We start from the raw sequence: 15,376 nt of genomic DNA, 5'->3' as shown, positions 1-15,376 counted from the left end.
ATATGAATGAATTTAGTATAGTCTTAAATAAAGTTTGGCAGATGCGGGTCTATCAAAGCCGAATTGCTTGTCGGGTTCTTTCTCAATGAAAGGTTGTTTTAACAAGCGCATGAATTGGGGGGCTACAGTGATAATCGACGGCTTTGCAGGCGAGCATAATTCCGCGAAGAGCCATCATCTTTCCTTGTCAAAGGTCTGTATGCTGGGACTGTGCCACGTATGACCGTTGATGGTCACAAGAAAATGGGTGATTTTAGCCTGAGTGATCAGGTGGTGAACTGCGAGACACAGTTCGACGTCCTCAGGCTTCTGCGCGAAGTCACCAAGGGGTTTGGCTACCAGTATTTTTTTGTGGCCGGCAGTCCTTCGGCAGAGGTCAAAACCTTCGCTGAAGCAATTGTCATCACCTCAGCACCGTCCGAAATGGTGCAGAAACAGGATGCCAGCCAGCCGCCGCCAAGCAATCCGCTGACTGGCGTTCTTCGCCAGTTCAGTGCACCTTTCGAGTTCAGGCTCGATCAACCGGACCAGACTGTCCCGGCTAACTTCAAGGATTTTGCCGAACGCGTGGCGGCCAGCTACGGTCTTGAGTGCTCATTTGTCGTTCCTGTCTATCATCCGGACCATGGCCCGGCCGCGCTTCTGTTCATCGGCAAGCGGGCGCCCCTGAGCTTTGTGGAAGCCGCAGAACTGTCGCACTATGGCCAGCTGCTGCACGAGAAACTGCGTCACGTTTCGGCAAGGCCGCCGAAACCCGATTCTCCACTGACCGAGCGCGAGCGGGAGTGTCTCGTCTGGACCTCGGTCGGCAAGACCTCGATCGAAATCGCGCAGATTCTCAACCTCTCGGAACACACGGTCAACCACTACCTCAACAATGCGGCCCGCAAGTTCAATGCCGTCAACAGGACCCAGGCCGTGGCTCACGGCCTGCGCTTTGGCTTCATAGACTGATTGCCTGGCGTCAGGTTTTTGCCAGACTGCGCCGGCGCTACTGTGCCACCGGGTACCAGTAGCGCGCATTGGCCTCCCCGCGGATGATCCTTACATGCTGATTGGCGAAGACCCGGTAGGGATGGCTCCACTCGCCGTCCGGCCATTGCACCCGGATGGTTGCGCGTTCGGAGACGCCCAGGCCCAGATGGACGAAACCGGTTTGCCCCGAAGCATGCCCGCCGCCGATCTGGATCCTGCGGGTCTGGGTGCGCGTCCCGGTGCGCACCGAGATCAGCGATCCGACGGCGGACGGATTGATCTTGCCGTTGTCGAGTTCGATCTTGATCCAGTTGCCGAGCGCCCGCTGCCCCCAGTCCGTTGCCACGCCCAGGTTACGGAAAAGACTTGCCGGATGCTCCCGGTTGACCACAAGCAGATCCAGCATGCCGTCCATGTTGAAATCTTCGACGATCGCACCACGGCCCCTTGTGTTCAGGGCGATACCGGCCTCCATACCTTTTTCGTGGAACGTGTCGTCAAACCCGCCCAGCAAGAGATTGTCCGGGTCGAAACTGGCGAAATCGGGCATCGCCTGCACGTTGCCCTTGGCAATGAAGAGATCGGTCTTGGTGTCATTGTTGAAATCGGCAAACTCGCTGTGCCAGCCGGTTGAGGGTTTCGAATCCCCGCCGGCATAAGGCCGGTGGGCGGTGGCACCCTTTTCGAACGCGATGTCGCGATATGTCGGCCGATCCTCGCCGGCTTCCTCGTCAAGCTTCTGCAACTTTGTGTCGCCCATCGAGGTCAGCGCATATTCGGGCAGACCATCGGCATCAAAATCCGTTTCGGCGATTCCCATGCCCCATACGGTCAGCCTCTGCCAACCCTGCGAGGCGGTGTAGAGCCGCGGTGGTCGGCCCTGGTTCATTTCCCAAAGCTGTTCCTGTCCACCGCGGTAATATTGCCGGTCATTGGTGATCCTCAGATCAGGCTCGCCCGAGCGGTTCCAGTCTGTAAACAGCAGCGATAGCGCACAGTGGCCGGGCTCTAGCCTTAGGGCATCCGAGTAGTCGGGCACGTCGCCGGGGCGTGGTCGAAGCAGCTGGTTCGGCTCGCAGGTACCAAATGGGGTTCCCGGTGCCGAGCGATCCACATAATTGCCGATCGCTATGGTCGGAAAACGGTTGCCCTTTTCCCATATTGCCGACATGCCGGTCGACCACGCCCGGCCCCCGTCGATCGAGAAGCTCCTGTTGGCTTTCTCGAAACGGCAATCGGGGCCGCCCTTGAGCACCAGGTTGCGCCCGAGCCGCAGCAGCACCAGGTCCGTATGCCGGTCATTGTCGATATCGAGCGGATAGGCTCCCAGTACACCGGTGAGATCCTCCGCCTTCAATCCTGTTTGCATCGGTTTGAACGCCAGCGGGCCGCCGGTCATACTTTCGTTGACGAAGAACTTCGCTGGTGCGGATCCGCCTGCAATCAGCAGATCGGGAAGGCGGTCCCCGTTACAATCGAAACTCGCCGCACCGCCGCCGACAAAAAACTCCCATCCGCCGGTGTAGCTTTGATCGATGCCCGCGCTTGCCGCCTCCTCATGAAGGGTCGGCACGTCGGCGGTAAAGGCTGTCTGGGCGCTCGCGGATTGGCCAAGGGCCGCGAGCCACACCGCGCTGATGGCGAGCAGGGTAGAGATGGTCTTCATGGGACAATCACCAGGGTCTTGAGAAAGGCGATCAAGGCTGATTTCTCCGATTCCGATGCCGCGGCATAGGCATCGCGGGCCTCCCGGCCATTGCCGCCATGGGCGAGGATGATCTCGTCAAGCGTGGTGAAATCATTGCGGTGTCCGTAAGGCTGTGTGGAGCCCACGCCCCACAGCTCCGCCGTCATGAAGATGTTGCGGTCGACGAAACGCTGTGAAAGCAGTTCATTGCCTAGCACATCGATCTGGTTGTCGGTCATCATGTGCCGCTTCAGATCGCCAAACAGCGGCACCAGCACCCGGCCGTCCTCATCGCGGGGAAGGCTTTTGGCCCAGTCCAGCAGCGCAATGTCGTAGATCGCACTGGCGCTGACCTGGCCGTCATTGAGCGTGCCGGCCTGATCGAAGGGCCCCGGATCGGTAAAGGAGAGTGTCTCCAGCGGCAGGGCAGGGCGGTGGCAGGATGTGCATCCGAAATCGGAAAAGCTTGTTTCTCCCTGCGCCGCGGCTTCGGCCCAGCCGCTGGCTGCGGGGATCAACTGAACCGGCGCCGGCAATGTCGCTTGCCAGGCCACGAGAGCGGAGACATCGGCGGAGGAAATCTCCGCCGATTTGCCGTCGCCATCAAAGTCATCCGACCCGGTCCAGCGAGGGCCGAAACGTTCGTCTGCCTGCATGCCGTGATGGTGGTTGAGCGCGTTGATGGTGAACTGCCTCAGCGATGTCATCACCCCCTTCTGCGTGAAAGGCCGGATGACAAGGTCGGTGTCGATGCCATCGAGTTCATCGAGATTGACCGACCCGTCCGGATCCGCCGATACATGTCCGAAATCGACACCCTTGGCTTCCAGCGGCAACCGGACCGTCGTGCCGCTGGACCGTGCTTCCGAAAGCGCCCGGGTCCGGATCGACTGCAGCTCATCGCTCATTTCGCGGGCCAGCAGCTCCACCAGCCCCGCGCCGAAGAGATGGTTGGTGCCCCGCTCACTGGAAAACTGCGGGTCGAGCGAATCGAAATCCGCGCTTTCAAAACCTTCCGAGGCAAACACGTTGGCGACGAAGTCGCCGGAGCCGCCGGTGGCAGGCTGGTTGTGGCAGGCGGCACAGGATCCCGCGTCGGGGCCTGCGGTTCTGAAAAACACCTGCTCGCGCGGATGCCTGCGTCGTGTCGGATCGATCGCCTGTGTCGCCTCAGGCCGGCCGACACCGTCAAGCGTGGTGAAATGCGCTTCGAACAGGTCCTTGCCGGTATTTGTCAGAACCTCGAGCTGGTCCTTTGAAAGCGGGCCGCTCGGCATCGTCTCCGTGGCGCCGAGCGCCCGTGTTCGCTCCGCCCATGGCTCGTCGGCGGCCACCGCAGCTGCAGCCAGTCCCACTTGCAGGACCGCGACGGCTGCGATCCGGCAGCTCCAGCGCGTTCTTTGAGCCCGGTGATTCATGCTGTTCCTCCCTGAGCAAGGATCTTGGGTGCGATCACGTCACGGTCGATCGCCGACATGGTATGATTGAGGTGGCCTTCGAAGACGAGGCGTTCTTCATCTGGCGAGGCCGACATTTCGGGCGGGCCTTCGATCTGAACACCGAGCGAGGCGGAAAGGCCTTCGTCGATTCCCGGCCGCATGAGGTCAAAGAACCGGACGCCCGGGCCGGTGAAGACGATCGGCATTTTGCCGTGAAGACTGATCAGCCGCGCCAGCCCGTTGCCGATGGCCGTGCCGGCGTCGCGAAAGGCGGTCTTGGCCATGCGGTCGCCGCCGCGCGCAAGCACCGCGATCCTCTCGATTTCGACAAATGGCACGAAATGCGCCGGCAAGGTGTTTGGCGGAACCCTGAAGGCTGCGCGCAGGATGGCGTAGGAGCCGGCATAGGCCTCGATGCAGCCTTGCGAACCGCAGCGGCAAAGTGCGCCGCCATGGCTGTGTATCATGTGTCCGAAGCCTGGAGCCCGGGCCCGCGGAGATTCATAGCCGTCGGCATGGACCACTCCCAGGCCGATCGAATGGCCGAGCGACAGGGCAGCCAGCCGTGGGATAGGCTTGCCCGCCTTGCGGCTGAGCGAGGTGTGCAGCGCGCTGGCCACCAGCAGGCTCTCGTGGCTGAGCGTGATCGTGGCCTGCCAATCGGGCTCGAGCGTCTTGTGCATGTCGATCTGCTGGCTGCCCAGCACGGAAGACCACAGCAGCGTCCTGTTGTCGTCGGCGACGAGACCCTTCGACGAGATCGAGATGGCTTTCAGAGCATGATTCGGGATTCGGGATTTCTCCGCGAGCCGTCCGAGAGCAGCCCGGATGTCGGCGGCAAATGCATCCACCTTCTGCCCGGCATTGTCGCGCTTTTCCTCGATGCGGTAGATCAGGGTGCCTGAATAGTCGACCATGGAATACTGCAGTACATCGGACGATATCCGGACAAAGGCGGCATAGGCCGCCGAGCGGCGCTGCTTGAAAAGGATTCGCGGCCGGCCGCGTCCACCGGCCGGCGCCGCCACCGTGCGCTCGATGACGTTCTCGTTCTCCAGTTCCTGCGTGATGGCAGTCACCGTTGCCGAGGCGAGCCCGGTCTCGATGGCAAGCTCCGTATGCGACTGTCCGTTCTTGCGTCGCAACGCCGCAAGGATGCGGGCGCGGTTTTGCTGGCGGATGAGCTCGGTGCTCGACTTCGTCAGCATTTTCGCTGCCGCCAATTCATTGCTGCAAATCCACTTCCGTTCCTCACTGCATGAGGGACAGGCTCTCCCGGCCGTTCCTCCCACGCCTCCCTTGTCATTCCGGCTCTTGACCCATGATACCGGCCGCCGGTTTGCCTGTCTTCAGCTTCGCCAGGGTTTTCCCCTTGCAGGCGATGCCGTTGCAGGCAGTGCGGTCTCGATCGGGCTGGTCCGGCGCTTGTCTTGCCCGTGTTGACAGCCTGAGTGAAGCCTGACATTAATTTTCTCGACTGTCGAGAAAAAGCTCGCCACCGAGCTGCGGGTCGTGCAGTTGAACAGTGACCGGACTGGAACACTCCATCCGATGTGAATTTTTTGGGAGGACTACATGAAATCGATTATCCATCTTCTGGCCGGATCGGCCCTTGCTCTGACCATGTCCACAGCCGCTTTCGCGAAGGACATGGTGATTGGCGTATCCTGGTCGAACTTCCAGGAAGAGCGCTGGAAAACTGACGAGGCAGCAATGAAGGCTGCGATCGAAGCGGCTGGCGACACCTATGTCTCCACCGACGCGCAATCGTCTGCCGCAAAGCAGCTTTCGGACATTGAAAGCCTGATGGCCCAGGGCGTCGATGCGCTCATCGTTCTGGCGCAGGACACCCAGGCGATCATTCCCGCCGTCCAGGCGGCCGCCGACGAAAATGTGCCGGTCATCGCCTACGACCGTCTCATCGAGGACAGCCGTGCCTTCTATCTGACCTTCGACAATGTCGAGGTTGGCCGCATGCAGGCCCGTGCGGTGCTCGCCGCTGCGCCGAAGGGTAACTACGTGATGATCAAGGGTTCGCCCACCGATCCGAACGCAGACTTCCTTCGTGGCGGCCAGCAGGAGGTCCTGCAGTCGGCCATCGATGCCGGCGATATCACCATCGTTGGCGAGGCCTACACCGACGGTTGGCTTCCGGCCAACGCCCAGCGCAACATGGAGCAGATCCTGACTGCCGAAGACAACAAGGTCGACGCTGTTGTGGCCTCCAACGACGGCACCGCCGGCGGTGCAGTGGCTGCGCTGACGGCGCAGGGCATGGAAGGCATTCCGGTCTCGGGCCAGGACGGCGACCATGCCGCCCTCAACCGCGTTGCCAAGGGCACGCAGACCGTCAGCGTCTGGAAGGATGCCCGTGCGCTCGGCAAGGCTGCCGGTGAAATCGCTGCCCAATTGGCCAGCGGCACCGCCATGGCCGACATCGACGGCGCTTCCGAATGGACCTCGCCTTCCGGCACCACGATGACCGCGATGTTCCTCGCACCGGTTCCGATCACCAAGGACAACCTCGCCACGGTTGTCGATGCTGGCTGGATCAGCAAGGAAGATCTGTGCCAGGGCGTCTCCGGTGGTCCTGCTCCCTGCAACTAAGGGTTCGACCTCAGTCGCTTGAATTGTGAACAGTGTCCCCATCCTTCGGGGTGGGGGCGCATCTTTGCATCTATCCGGAAGACGGCCATGACCGATACGCCCCCTGCTGCGAGCGCGCCGCCGAAGCCGCGAAACTTCTTCTCCGCCCTGGAAATTGACACACGTCTGCTCGGCATGATCGGCGCTTTCGTGGTGATCTGCCTTGTCTTCAATTTCCTCACCGAGGGGCGTTTCATGACCCCGCGGAACCTCTTCAATCTGACGATCCAGACCGCCTCTGTTGCCATCATGGCGACCGGCATGGTGTTCGTGATCGTCACACGCAACATCGATTTGTCAGTGGGGTCGCTGTTGGCGACCTGCTCGGCGATGATGGCGATGACCCAGACCTGGTTCGTTCCCGACTGGCTCGGTTTTGGGCTCAACAATCCCGCCACCATGCCCATTGCAGTCGTTGTCGGCATCCTGACAGGCCTGCTCATTGGCGCCTTCCAGGGCTGGTTGATCGGCTATCTGGCCATCCCGGCCTTCATCGTCACGCTGGGCGGTTTTCTCGTCTGGCGAAACGTTGCCTGGCACCTGACCAAGGGGCAGACCATCGGGCCGCTGGATGAGAACTTCCAGTTGTTCGGCGGCATCAACGGAACGCTCGGGGAGACCTGGAGCTGGATTTTCGCCGTCGTTGCCATCATTGGCTCGCTCTACGCGCTGATCCAGTCCCGGCGTACCCGGGTGGCGCACGAGTTTCCGGTCAAGCCGGTGTGGGCGGAAGCGCTCATAGGCGCAATCATGGCGGCTACGATCATCGGCTTTGTCGCGATTCTCAATGCCTATGAAATCCCCACTGCACGCCTGCAGCGTATCTACGAGGCCCGAGGCGAGATCCTGCCCGAGGGCACGATCGCAGGGTATGGTATCCCGATATCTGTCCTGTTGTTGATCCTTATCGTCATCGTCATGACCATCGTTGCGCGGCGCACCCGGCTGGGACGCTACATCTTTGCCACCGGCGGCAATCCGGAAGCCGCGGCTCTGGCGGGTATCAACACCCGTCTGCTGACGGTCAAGGTCTTCGCCATCATGGGCATGCTGTGCGCCATTTCGGCCATTGTCGCCTCGTCACGCCAGACCTTCCATTCCAACGACATCGGCACGCTCGATGAGTTGCGGGTGATCGCGGCAGCTGTGATCGGCGGTACCGCTCTGGCGGGCGGTATGGGCACGATATATGGCGCCGTGCTGGGTGCCCTGATCATGCAAAGCCTGCAATCGGGCATGGCAATGGTGGGTGTCGACGCGCCCTATCAGAACATGGTCGTGGGTTCCGTCCTTGTTCTCGCCGTCTTCATCGATATCCTCTACCGCCGACGCACGGGAGACAGGACATGACCGCACCACTCGTTGAAATGCGTGACATGGTGAAGTCGTTCGGCGGCATCAAGGCTGTCGATCACGTCACCATCGACCTCTACCCTGGTGAAGTGGTCGGCGTGCTCGGTCACAACGGTGCTGGCAAGTCGGTGCTGATGAAGATGCTGTCGGGTGCTCTGCAGCGCGACAGTGGCGAGATCTACATCAACGGCGAGAAGGCTACGATCAACAATCCGCGCGACGCGCGCAATTACCAGATCGAGACCATCTACCAGTATCTCGCGCTCGCCGACAATCTGGACGCGGCGTCAAACCTCTTCCTTGGACGTGAGCTGATGAGCCCGACCGGTTTTGTCAATGACGCCCAGATGGAAGCCGAGACCCGAAAGATCCTTGCCCGCCTCAACCCGAACTTCAGGCGCTTCCATACGCCTGTTGCCGGACTGTCCGGAGGCCAGAGGCAATCGGTGGCGATCGCCCGCGCGGTCTATTTCAATGCCAGGATCCTGATCATGGATGAGCCGACCGCGGCGTTGGGCGTTCAGGAAACCCAGATGGTGGCGGAACTGATCGAACAGCTGAAGTCGGAAGGCATCGGCATCTTTCTGATCGACCATGACATCCACCAGGTCAAGATGCTGTGTGACCGGGCCAATGTCATGAAGAACGGACAATTGGTCGGGACCGTGAAGGTCGACGAGGTCAGCGAGGATGACATGCTCGGCATGATCATCGCCGGCAAGTGTCCCGCCAACGCGATCCCCGGACCCGGGGCGCTGCAAACCGCCTGACAGACCGAACAAAACCGGGGCCCAAGGCCCCGGTTTTTTGTTGCGGCGCGATAATTTCTCCATTCGAGCTAGCCAAGTAAGGGCTGTAGCCTGAGAAAACACGATATATTACAAATAGTTCTGCAAGTTTATCGGATGATAAATTTTTTCGGATTTTCCTATTGCAATGCAGCATAAACTGTTCCATATATCAATCAACGCCACGCCGAACTCCTCCTCCTCCCAATTCGGCATGGCAGTAGTCGGGGCGACTAGGCCGGGATCCTCCTCCCAAGCACCGGTCCGAGCGTCACGACGAAGTACAAACGCCTGCCTGGCTCCGCCCGGCAGGCGTTTTGTTTTTCAGGCCTCAGAGCAACGTTGCCACAGATGGCGATTTCCTCAGCCTCGTTCGGGGAAGAAAGATGCCCTGTGCTCCTGAGCTACGGCGGAGATGTGATCTGCCACGGTTCGCACCCGCGCCAGGTCGCGGGCTGATTCATGATAGACCATGAAATAGGACCGCTCGATGCGGTGGTGCGGCAATACCCGCACGAGGTCCGCATCAAGCCCGGCGATGTAATCATGCAGAACGGCGATGCCCGCGCCCGAGCGCACAGCCTCGGTCTGCCCGGTGGCGCTCGATATCTCGAACTGGGCTGTCCAGTTGCGCAGGATTTCCCGAGTGAACTGTAGCGAAGGTGAAAAGATCAGATCCTCGACGTAACTTATCAGCCGGTGCTGCTTGAGATCGTCGGCAGTCTCAGGCGTGCCGTGTTCGGCCAGGTAGGACCGCGCGGCATAGAGCGACAGTGAGTAGTCGACCAGCTTGCGCGCAACCAGCCGTCCTTCCGCCGGACGTTCGACGGTGATCGCGATATCGGCTTCGCGCTGCGGCAGCGAAAAGCTGCGCGGCACCGGCACCAGCTGCAGCCTCAGGTCGGGATGGCGGGCAATCAGCGCGCCCAGCCGGGGCGCCAGGAATGAGACCCCGAAACCATCCGGCGCGCCGATCCGCACCGTGCCCGAGATGGCGCTGTCGGTGCGACCGAGATTGGCCTGCGCCGCCAGCATCTCGGCTTCCATGCGCTCGGCATGAACCAGAAACGCCTCGCCTTCGCCGGTCAGCCCGCAGCCATTGGTGCGGCGGACCACCAGCTGAGCCCCGAGGTTGGTCTCAAGCGAGGTGATCCGGCGCGCGGCGGTTGCGTGGTTAATCCCCAGCCGCCGGGCGGCGGCAAGGATCTGCCCGGAGCGGGCGACAGCAAGAAAGACCCTGATGTCGTCCCAGTTCACCGCCACTTATCCGAAGACAACGGTCTTGTGACCGTTGAGCATGACACGGGATTCAAGGTGCATCTTTACTGCCCGCGCCAGCACCCGGGCTTCGATGTCACGGCCTGCGGCTACGAAATCATCCGCGGTCATGGCGTGCGTCACGCGCTCGGTTTCCTGCTCGATGATCGGACCTTCATCGAGGTCGGCGGTGACGTAGTGCGCGGTCGCGCCGATCAGCTTGACGCCGCGTTCGTGCGCCTGGTGATAGGGCTTGGCCCCCTTGAAGCTCGGCAGAAAGGAGTGGTGAATGTTGATCACCTTGCCGAACAGCCGGCGCGACAGGGTGTCTGACAGCACCTGCATGTAGCGCGCCAGGATCACCAGATCGGCGCCGCTCTTGGTGGCGAGATCAAGCAGTTTTTCTTCCTGAGCGGTTTTGGTTTCCTTGGTCACCGGCCAGTAGTGGAATGGAATTCCCTCGATCTCCGCTGTTCGGCGGCTGTCCTCGTGATTGGAAACAATGCCGACCACCTCGGCATCGAGCCAGCCGACACGGATCTGATAGATGAGATGCAGCATCGCATGGTCGAATTTCGACACCATGATGATGATCTTCGGGCGCTTGGCGACCGTGTTGATATCGAGCCGCATCTCGAACCGCGCCACCGGCGCCTGCAGCGCCCGCTTGACCGCCTCGGCATCGACGCCATCCGGCGTTTCGATCGCAATCCGCATGAAAAACCGGTTGGTCTGGCGATCCCAGAACTGGCTTGATTCAGCAATGTTGGCGCCAATGGCCGCAAGTTCGGTGGTGATCGCCGCGACGATGCCTGGTTGGTCGGCACAGGCGATGGTGATGACAAAATGCGGATGCGCCATGGAAGTCTCCGGTTTCAAATGGCCCCGGTTTCCGGCCACCTTCCAGCGGCTTTGCAGCATCCTCCCGGGACGGTCAAGCCCGTCCCGGGATCGGGTGTCCGGCCGTTCAGCCGTGGGCGATCATTACATGCCGCACTGCAGTATAATCCTCAAGGGCATAAAGCGACATGTCCTTGCCATAGCCCGACTGCTTGATGCCGCCATGCGGCATCTCGTTGACCAGCATGAAATGGGTGTTGATCCAGGTGCAGCCATACTGCAGCCGCGCAGCACAGGTCATCGCCTTGGAAATATCCTTGGTCCAGACCGAGGAGGCGAGGCCATACTCGGAATCATTCGCCCAGGAGACTGCTTCCTCTGCCTCGGTAAAGCGGGTGACGGAGACCACCGGGCCGAACACTTCGCGCTGGACGATCTCGTCTGACTGAAGTGCGCCTGCAATCAGGGTCGGCTGATAATAGAAGCCGTTGCCGTCGCCGGGCTTGCCGCCCGTGGTGATTTCCATGTGCTTCATTTCCGAGGCGCGCTCGACGAAGCTCGCGACCCGGTCACGCTGGCGCTTCGAGATCAGCGGGCCGATCTCGTTTTCGGCGTCGTCGCCATGGTCATACTTGATGCTCGACACCGCGCTCGACAGGCTGGCGACGAGCTTGTCGTAGATTTTCGGACCCGCATAGATCCGGCAGGCGGCGGTGCAGTCCTGTCCGGCATTGTAGTAGCCGAACGCGCGGAGCCCATCGACAACCGCATCCAGATCGGCGTCGTCGAACACGATCACCGGCGCCTTGCCGCCCAGTTCCAGATGCGTGCGCTTGACCGACTTGGCGGCCGCCTGCAGCACCTTCTTGCCGGTGGCGACGTCACCGGTGATCGAGACCATGTTGATCTTGGGATGATTGATCAGCGCGTTGCCGACGCTCTCGCCACGGCCGAGTACGACGTTGACGACGCCTTCGGGCAGGATGTCGGCGAGGATCTTGGCAAACTTCAACGCCGTCAGCGGCGTCTGCTCGGAAGGCTTGAACACAACCGTGTTGCCGCCGCCGATCGCCGGTGCCAGCTTCCACGCCATCATCATCAGCGGATAGTTCCAGGGTGCGATCGAGGCGATGATGCCGACAGGATCGCGGCGGATCATTGAGGTATGACCTTCCATGTATTCACCCGCCGCCTGGCCCGGCATGCAGCGCACGGCGCCGGCGAAGAACCGGTAGCAATCGACGATGGCCGGGATTTCGTCGTTCTTGACGGCATTGATCGGCTTGCCGCAATTGAGCGCCTCAAGCGCTGCGAACCCGTCCGCTTCCGCTTCGATCCGGTCGGCTATCTGAAGCAGATAGGCCGAGCGTTGCGCAGGCGTGGTCCTCGACCATGTGGCAAATGCCTTCTCGGCGGCGTTGACCGCGGCCTCGATCTGGATCGAGGAGGCTTCGGGAAGGTTGAGAATGGTCTCTCCGGTGCGCGGATTGAAGATCTTCTCTTCCGCCTCCGTCCCGGCTTCGAAGCGGTTGCCGATCAGCATTTGGGTGTCCATGGTGTCTCTCCCGTGTGTTATTTGCCCTGTCCGGAAATCTGGTCTCCGTCCCGGGTCAGGTAATAGGCGGCAAGGATAGGCAGGAAGGTGACCAGAACGACCACCATCGCCACCACATTGGTAACGGGGCGTTGGCGCGGCCTGACCAGTTCCTCAAGCATCCAGATGGGCAGCGTGGCTTGCTGTCCGGCGGTAAAGGTGGTGACGATCACTTCGTCGAAGCTGAGCGCGAAGGCCAGCATTCCGCCAGCCAGCAGCGCCGTGCCGATATTGGGCAGGATGACATGGCGGAAGGTCTGGAACCCGTCGGCGCCGAGATCCATTGAAGCCTCGATCAGCGAGCCCGAAACCCGCCGGAACCGCGCCACAGCGTTGTTGTAGACCACGACCACGCAGAAAGTCGCGTGACCCAGTACGATGGTCCAGAACGAAAACGGGATCTCGGCGAGGTTGAAAGCGGACCTGAGCGAGATGCCGGTGATGATGCCGGGCAGGGCGATCGGCAGGATCACCAGCAGCGAGATCGCCTCGCGCCCGAAGAACTTTGTCTGCGAGATGGCGGCTGCGCAGAGTGTGCCGAGCACCAGCGCCACCACGGTCGAAATCGAGGCGACGCGGACCGACAGGCTGAGCGCCTCCCAGACATCGGGCCGGTTCCAGGTCACCGCCAACCATTTGAGCGTCAGGCCCGGCGGAGGGAACTGGTAGCTCTTGTCCTCGGTGGTGAAGGCGTAAAGAAAGATCAGCAGGATCGGCAGGTGCAGGAAGGCCAGGCCGATGCCCGCGGCGATCTTCAGTCCCATCGGGGTGCGGTTTTGCTTGTCAGAGCGCATTGAAGGCTCCCGCACGTTTGGCCAGCCACAGATAGATCCCCATGATCACCACCGGCACCACGGTGAAGGCTGCGGCAAGCGGAATGTTGCCCGCCGTGCCCTGATGCGCATAGACCGCCATGCCGATGAAACGGTGCGATGTGCCGATGATCTGCGGGATGATGTAATCGCCCAGCGTCAGCGAGAAGGTGAAGATCGAGCCGGCGATGATTCCCGGCAGCGCCAACGGCAGCAGCACATTGACGAAGGTCTGCCGCGGCGAGGCGCCAAGATCGGCGGAGGCTTCGAGCAGATTGCCGGGCACCCGCTCAAGCGCCGCCTGCACGGGCAGGATCATGAACGGCAGCCAGACATAGACGAAGACCAGGAAAGTGCCAGTCAGGCTGACCGACAGCGAGTTGCCGCCGACCACCGGCAGCGCCAGCCATCCCTCGATCAGGAAGGTCAGGTGAAGCTTGTCGAAGATCCAGCTGAGGATCCCCTCCTTGGCCAGGATCAGCTTCCAGGCATAGACCTTGACCAGATAGCTCGACCACAGGGGCAGCATCACGCCGAGATAGAACACCGCTTTCCAGCGCCCTTTCGCGTAACGGGCGGCGAAATAGGCGATCGGAAAGGCGATGATGGCGGAGGCGATGGTCACCAGCCCTGCCATGGTAACGGTGCGGACAATGATGTCGAGATTGGAAGGGCGCAGCAGTTCGCCATAGGTCTTGAGCGTGAACTCGCGCACCACAAGACCGGAGAATTCATCGATCGAAAAGAAGCTCTGGATGAGGAGCGCGAACAGGCTGCCGAGATAGATGATGCCGAGCCACAAAAGCGGCGGCGTCAGCATGACGAACAGCAGCAGTTTCGGATTGCGCCAGAAGGCATCCGAAAGCGCCCCGCCGATGCCGCCGCGCCCGGGCAGCATGGCTGCGGACGGAGCGCTTGCAGCAGAACTCATGCCCCGGCTCCCATCAGGTGCAGGGTGTTCATGTCCCAAGAGAAGCGGACGCTTTCACCCTGTGAAGGCACCGGCGCGCCCGAAGGCAGCAGCACGTTGATCTTCTCCCCCGAAACATCCAGCGTAACGCGGGTGGCACTGCCAAGGAAACTGGTTCCGGTAACGGTGGCGTCATGTCCGCTTTCGCCTCCAAGCCGGATGTCTTCGGGCCTGAGGCTCGACCATTCCGCCACGCCTGCGAGCCTCTCGGTGAGTTGCGGCGAAAGCACGTTGGAAGAGCCGACAAAGTCCGCGACAAAACGGGTTCTCGGACGGCGGTAAATGTCTTCTGGCGTGCCGGTCTGCATGATCCGGCCTTCGTTGAAGACGGCGATCCGGTCCGCCATCGACAGCGCTTCGCCCTGGTCGTGGGTGACGAAGACAAAGGTGATGCCGAGCGCCTTTTGCAGAACCTTCAATTCTTCCTGCATCTGTTCGCGCAGCTTGAGGTCAAGCGCGCCGAGCGGTTCGTCCAGCAAAAGCACTTTCGGTTTGTTGACCAGGGCCCGTGCCAACGCCACGCGCTGCCGCTGGCCGCCCGACAATTGCCCGGGCTTGCGCGCGCCGTAACCGGGCAGCTTGACCATTTCGAGGGCTGCTTCAGCCTCGCGGGTGCGTTCGGCCTTGCCGGCGCCGCGGATCATCAGCCCGTAGGCGACATTGTCGGCCACGTTGAGATGCGGAAACAGCGCATAGTCCTGGAACACGGTATTGACGTTGCGCCGGTAGGGCGGAACGCCTTCCGCGGTCTCGCCAAAGATCTCGATATGCCCGGAGGTTGGCTGCTCAAATCCGGCAATCAGCCGCAGACATGTTGTCTTGCCCGATCCCGACGGCCCGAGCATGGCGAAAAACTCGCCCGCTTCGATCTCCAGATCGACGGCGTCGACAGCGCGAACGGTTCCGAAGTGTCGGGAGACCTGTTGAAATGAGACAGCATACGGCATGGAAATTCCAAATCAGTCCTGATGTGCCCTGCAAGAGGGAACCGGTCCGGACGAGAGTACATCACGAT

Annotated in this window: 13 protein-coding genes; 4 read left to right on the top strand and 9 right to left on the bottom strand. The window is 61.2% G+C overall.

Annotation, left to right across the window (positions count from 1 at the left end; all coding sequences use genetic code 11):
- The first annotated feature begins 243 nt into the window (after positions 1-243).
- A complete protein-coding gene (locus tag SPHINGO391_RS16430; protein WP_193217323.1) occupies positions 244-954 on the top strand; it encodes a LuxR C-terminal-related transcriptional regulator in 711 nt (236 codons plus the stop codon).
- 37 nt (positions 955-991) lie between these two features.
- Here the strand turns inward: SPHINGO391_RS16430 and SPHINGO391_RS16425 are convergent, their stop codons facing one another.
- Genes SPHINGO391_RS16425 through SPHINGO391_RS16415 form a run of 3 tightly spaced genes read right to left on the bottom strand, consistent with a single transcriptional unit; the run spans position 992 to position 5,309 of the window.
- Positions 992-2,641 carry a CRTAC1 family protein gene (locus SPHINGO391_RS16425; RefSeq protein WP_152009842.1) on the bottom strand — a complete coding sequence of 550 codons (1,650 nt, stop codon included), beginning with the start codon at positions 2,639-2,641 and terminating at the stop codon, positions 992-994.
- Positions 2,638-4,080, bottom strand: coding sequence for a di-heme oxidoredictase family protein (locus tag SPHINGO391_RS16420; protein ID WP_152009841.1), 1,443 nt, complete (start codon positions 4,078-4,080; stop codon positions 2,638-2,640). Before SPHINGO391_RS16420 ends, SPHINGO391_RS16425 begins: the two co-directional genes overlap by 4 nt.
- Entirely contained in the window at positions 4,077-5,309 is a 1,233-nt protein-coding gene (locus SPHINGO391_RS16415; protein WP_152009840.1) for an ROK family transcriptional regulator, read from the bottom strand. Before SPHINGO391_RS16415 ends, SPHINGO391_RS16420 begins: the two co-directional genes overlap by 4 nt.
- A gap of 367 nt (positions 5,310-5,676) precedes the next feature.
- Here SPHINGO391_RS16415 and xylF point away from each other — a divergent pair, with 367 nt between their 5' ends.
- The 3 genes from xylF (at position 5,677) to SPHINGO391_RS16400 (ending at position 8,870) form a co-directional block, all read left to right on the top strand.
- The gene (gene xylF / locus SPHINGO391_RS16410) at positions 5,677-6,708 is read left to right on the top strand and encodes a D-xylose ABC transporter substrate-binding protein (RefSeq protein ID WP_152009839.1); all 1,032 of its coding nucleotides are present in this window, start codon (positions 5,677-5,679) and stop codon (positions 6,706-6,708) included.
- 87 nt (positions 6,709-6,795) lie between these two features.
- Entirely contained in the window at positions 6,796-8,097 is a 1,302-nt protein-coding gene (locus tag SPHINGO391_RS16405) for a sugar ABC transporter permease (protein WP_152009838.1), read from the top strand.
- Positions 8,094-8,870 carry an ATP-binding cassette domain-containing protein gene (locus SPHINGO391_RS16400; protein ID WP_210385788.1) on the top strand — a complete coding sequence of 259 codons (777 nt, stop codon included), beginning with the start codon at positions 8,094-8,096 and terminating at the stop codon, positions 8,868-8,870. Before SPHINGO391_RS16405 ends, SPHINGO391_RS16400 begins: the two co-directional genes overlap by 4 nt.
- A 381-nt stretch (positions 8,871-9,251) precedes the next feature.
- Here the strand turns inward: SPHINGO391_RS16400 and SPHINGO391_RS16395 are convergent, their stop codons facing one another.
- The 6 genes from SPHINGO391_RS16395 to SPHINGO391_RS16370 form a co-directional block, all read right to left on the bottom strand.
- A complete protein-coding gene (locus tag SPHINGO391_RS16395; RefSeq protein ID WP_152009837.1) occupies positions 9,252-10,145 on the bottom strand; it encodes a LysR family transcriptional regulator in 894 nt (297 codons plus the stop codon).
- 6 nt (positions 10,146-10,151) lie between these two features.
- Positions 10,152-11,006: a formyltetrahydrofolate deformylase gene (gene purU / locus SPHINGO391_RS16390; RefSeq protein ID WP_152009836.1), complete on the bottom strand. Its 855-nt coding sequence runs from the start codon at positions 11,004-11,006 to the stop codon at positions 10,152-10,154.
- 106 nt (positions 11,007-11,112) lie between these two features.
- On the bottom strand, positions 11,113-12,540 hold the full coding sequence (locus SPHINGO391_RS16385) for a gamma-aminobutyraldehyde dehydrogenase (RefSeq protein ID WP_152009835.1): 1,428 nt from the start codon (positions 12,538-12,540) through the stop codon (positions 11,113-11,115).
- A 17-nt stretch (positions 12,541-12,557) separates the two neighbouring features.
- Positions 12,558-13,373 carry an ABC transporter permease gene (locus SPHINGO391_RS16380; protein WP_152009834.1) on the bottom strand — a complete coding sequence of 272 codons (816 nt, stop codon included), beginning with the start codon at positions 13,371-13,373 and terminating at the stop codon, positions 12,558-12,560.
- On the bottom strand, positions 13,363-14,322 hold the full coding sequence (locus SPHINGO391_RS16375) for an ABC transporter permease (protein WP_152009833.1): 960 nt from the start codon (positions 14,320-14,322) through the stop codon (positions 13,363-13,365). The genes SPHINGO391_RS16380 and SPHINGO391_RS16375 overlap by 11 nt, the downstream gene beginning before the upstream one ends.
- On the bottom strand, positions 14,319-15,308 hold the full coding sequence (locus SPHINGO391_RS16370; RefSeq protein ID WP_152009832.1) for an ABC transporter ATP-binding protein: 990 nt from the start codon (positions 15,306-15,308) through the stop codon (positions 14,319-14,321). The genes SPHINGO391_RS16375 and SPHINGO391_RS16370 overlap by 4 nt, the downstream gene beginning before the upstream one ends.
- Positions 15,309-15,376: the final 68 nt, after the last annotated feature.

This window comes from Hoeflea sp. EC-HK425 (assembly GCF_902498795.1).
Taxonomy (GTDB): domain Bacteria; phylum Pseudomonadota; class Alphaproteobacteria; order Rhizobiales; family Rhizobiaceae; genus Hoeflea; species Hoeflea alexandrii.
The sequence above is the reverse complement of the archived record's forward strand: the minus strand, read 5'-3'. Positions and strand labels throughout refer to the sequence as shown.

Coding starts and splice junctions, on each gene's coding strand:
- xylF (WP_152009839.1), top strand. CDS start 5,677: ATGAAATCGATTATCCATCTTCTGGCCGGATCGGCCCTTGCTCTGACC.
- SPHINGO391_RS16385 (WP_152009835.1), bottom strand. CDS start 12,540: ATGGACACCCAAATGCTGATCGGCAACCGCTTCGAAGCCGGGACGGAG.
- SPHINGO391_RS16375 (WP_152009833.1), bottom strand. CDS start 14,322: ATGAGTTCTGCTGCAAGCGCTCCGTCCGCAGCCATGCTGCCCGGGCGC.
- SPHINGO391_RS16380 (WP_152009834.1), bottom strand. CDS start 13,373: ATGCGCTCTGACAAGCAAAACCGCACCCCGATGGGACTGAAGATCGCC.
- SPHINGO391_RS16430 (WP_193217323.1), top strand. CDS start 244: ATGGGTGATTTTAGCCTGAGTGATCAGGTGGTGAACTGCGAGACACAG.
- SPHINGO391_RS16415 (WP_152009840.1), bottom strand. CDS start 5,309: ATGCTGACGAAGTCGAGCACCGAGCTCATCCGCCAGCAAAACCGCGCC.
- SPHINGO391_RS16420 (WP_152009841.1), bottom strand. CDS start 4,080: ATGAATCACCGGGCTCAAAGAACGCGCTGGAGCTGCCGGATCGCAGCC.
- SPHINGO391_RS16370 (WP_152009832.1), bottom strand. CDS start 15,308: ATGCCGTATGCTGTCTCATTTCAACAGGTCTCCCGACACTTCGGAACC.
- SPHINGO391_RS16405 (WP_152009838.1), top strand. CDS start 6,796: ATGACCGATACGCCCCCTGCTGCGAGCGCGCCGCCGAAGCCGCGAAAC.
- SPHINGO391_RS16425 (WP_152009842.1), bottom strand. CDS start 2,641: ATGAAGACCATCTCTACCCTGCTCGCCATCAGCGCGGTGTGGCTCGCG.
- SPHINGO391_RS16400 (WP_210385788.1), top strand. CDS start 8,094: ATGACCGCACCACTCGTTGAAATGCGTGACATGGTGAAGTCGTTCGGC.
- purU (WP_152009836.1), bottom strand. CDS start 11,006: ATGGCGCATCCGCATTTTGTCATCACCATCGCCTGTGCCGACCAACCA.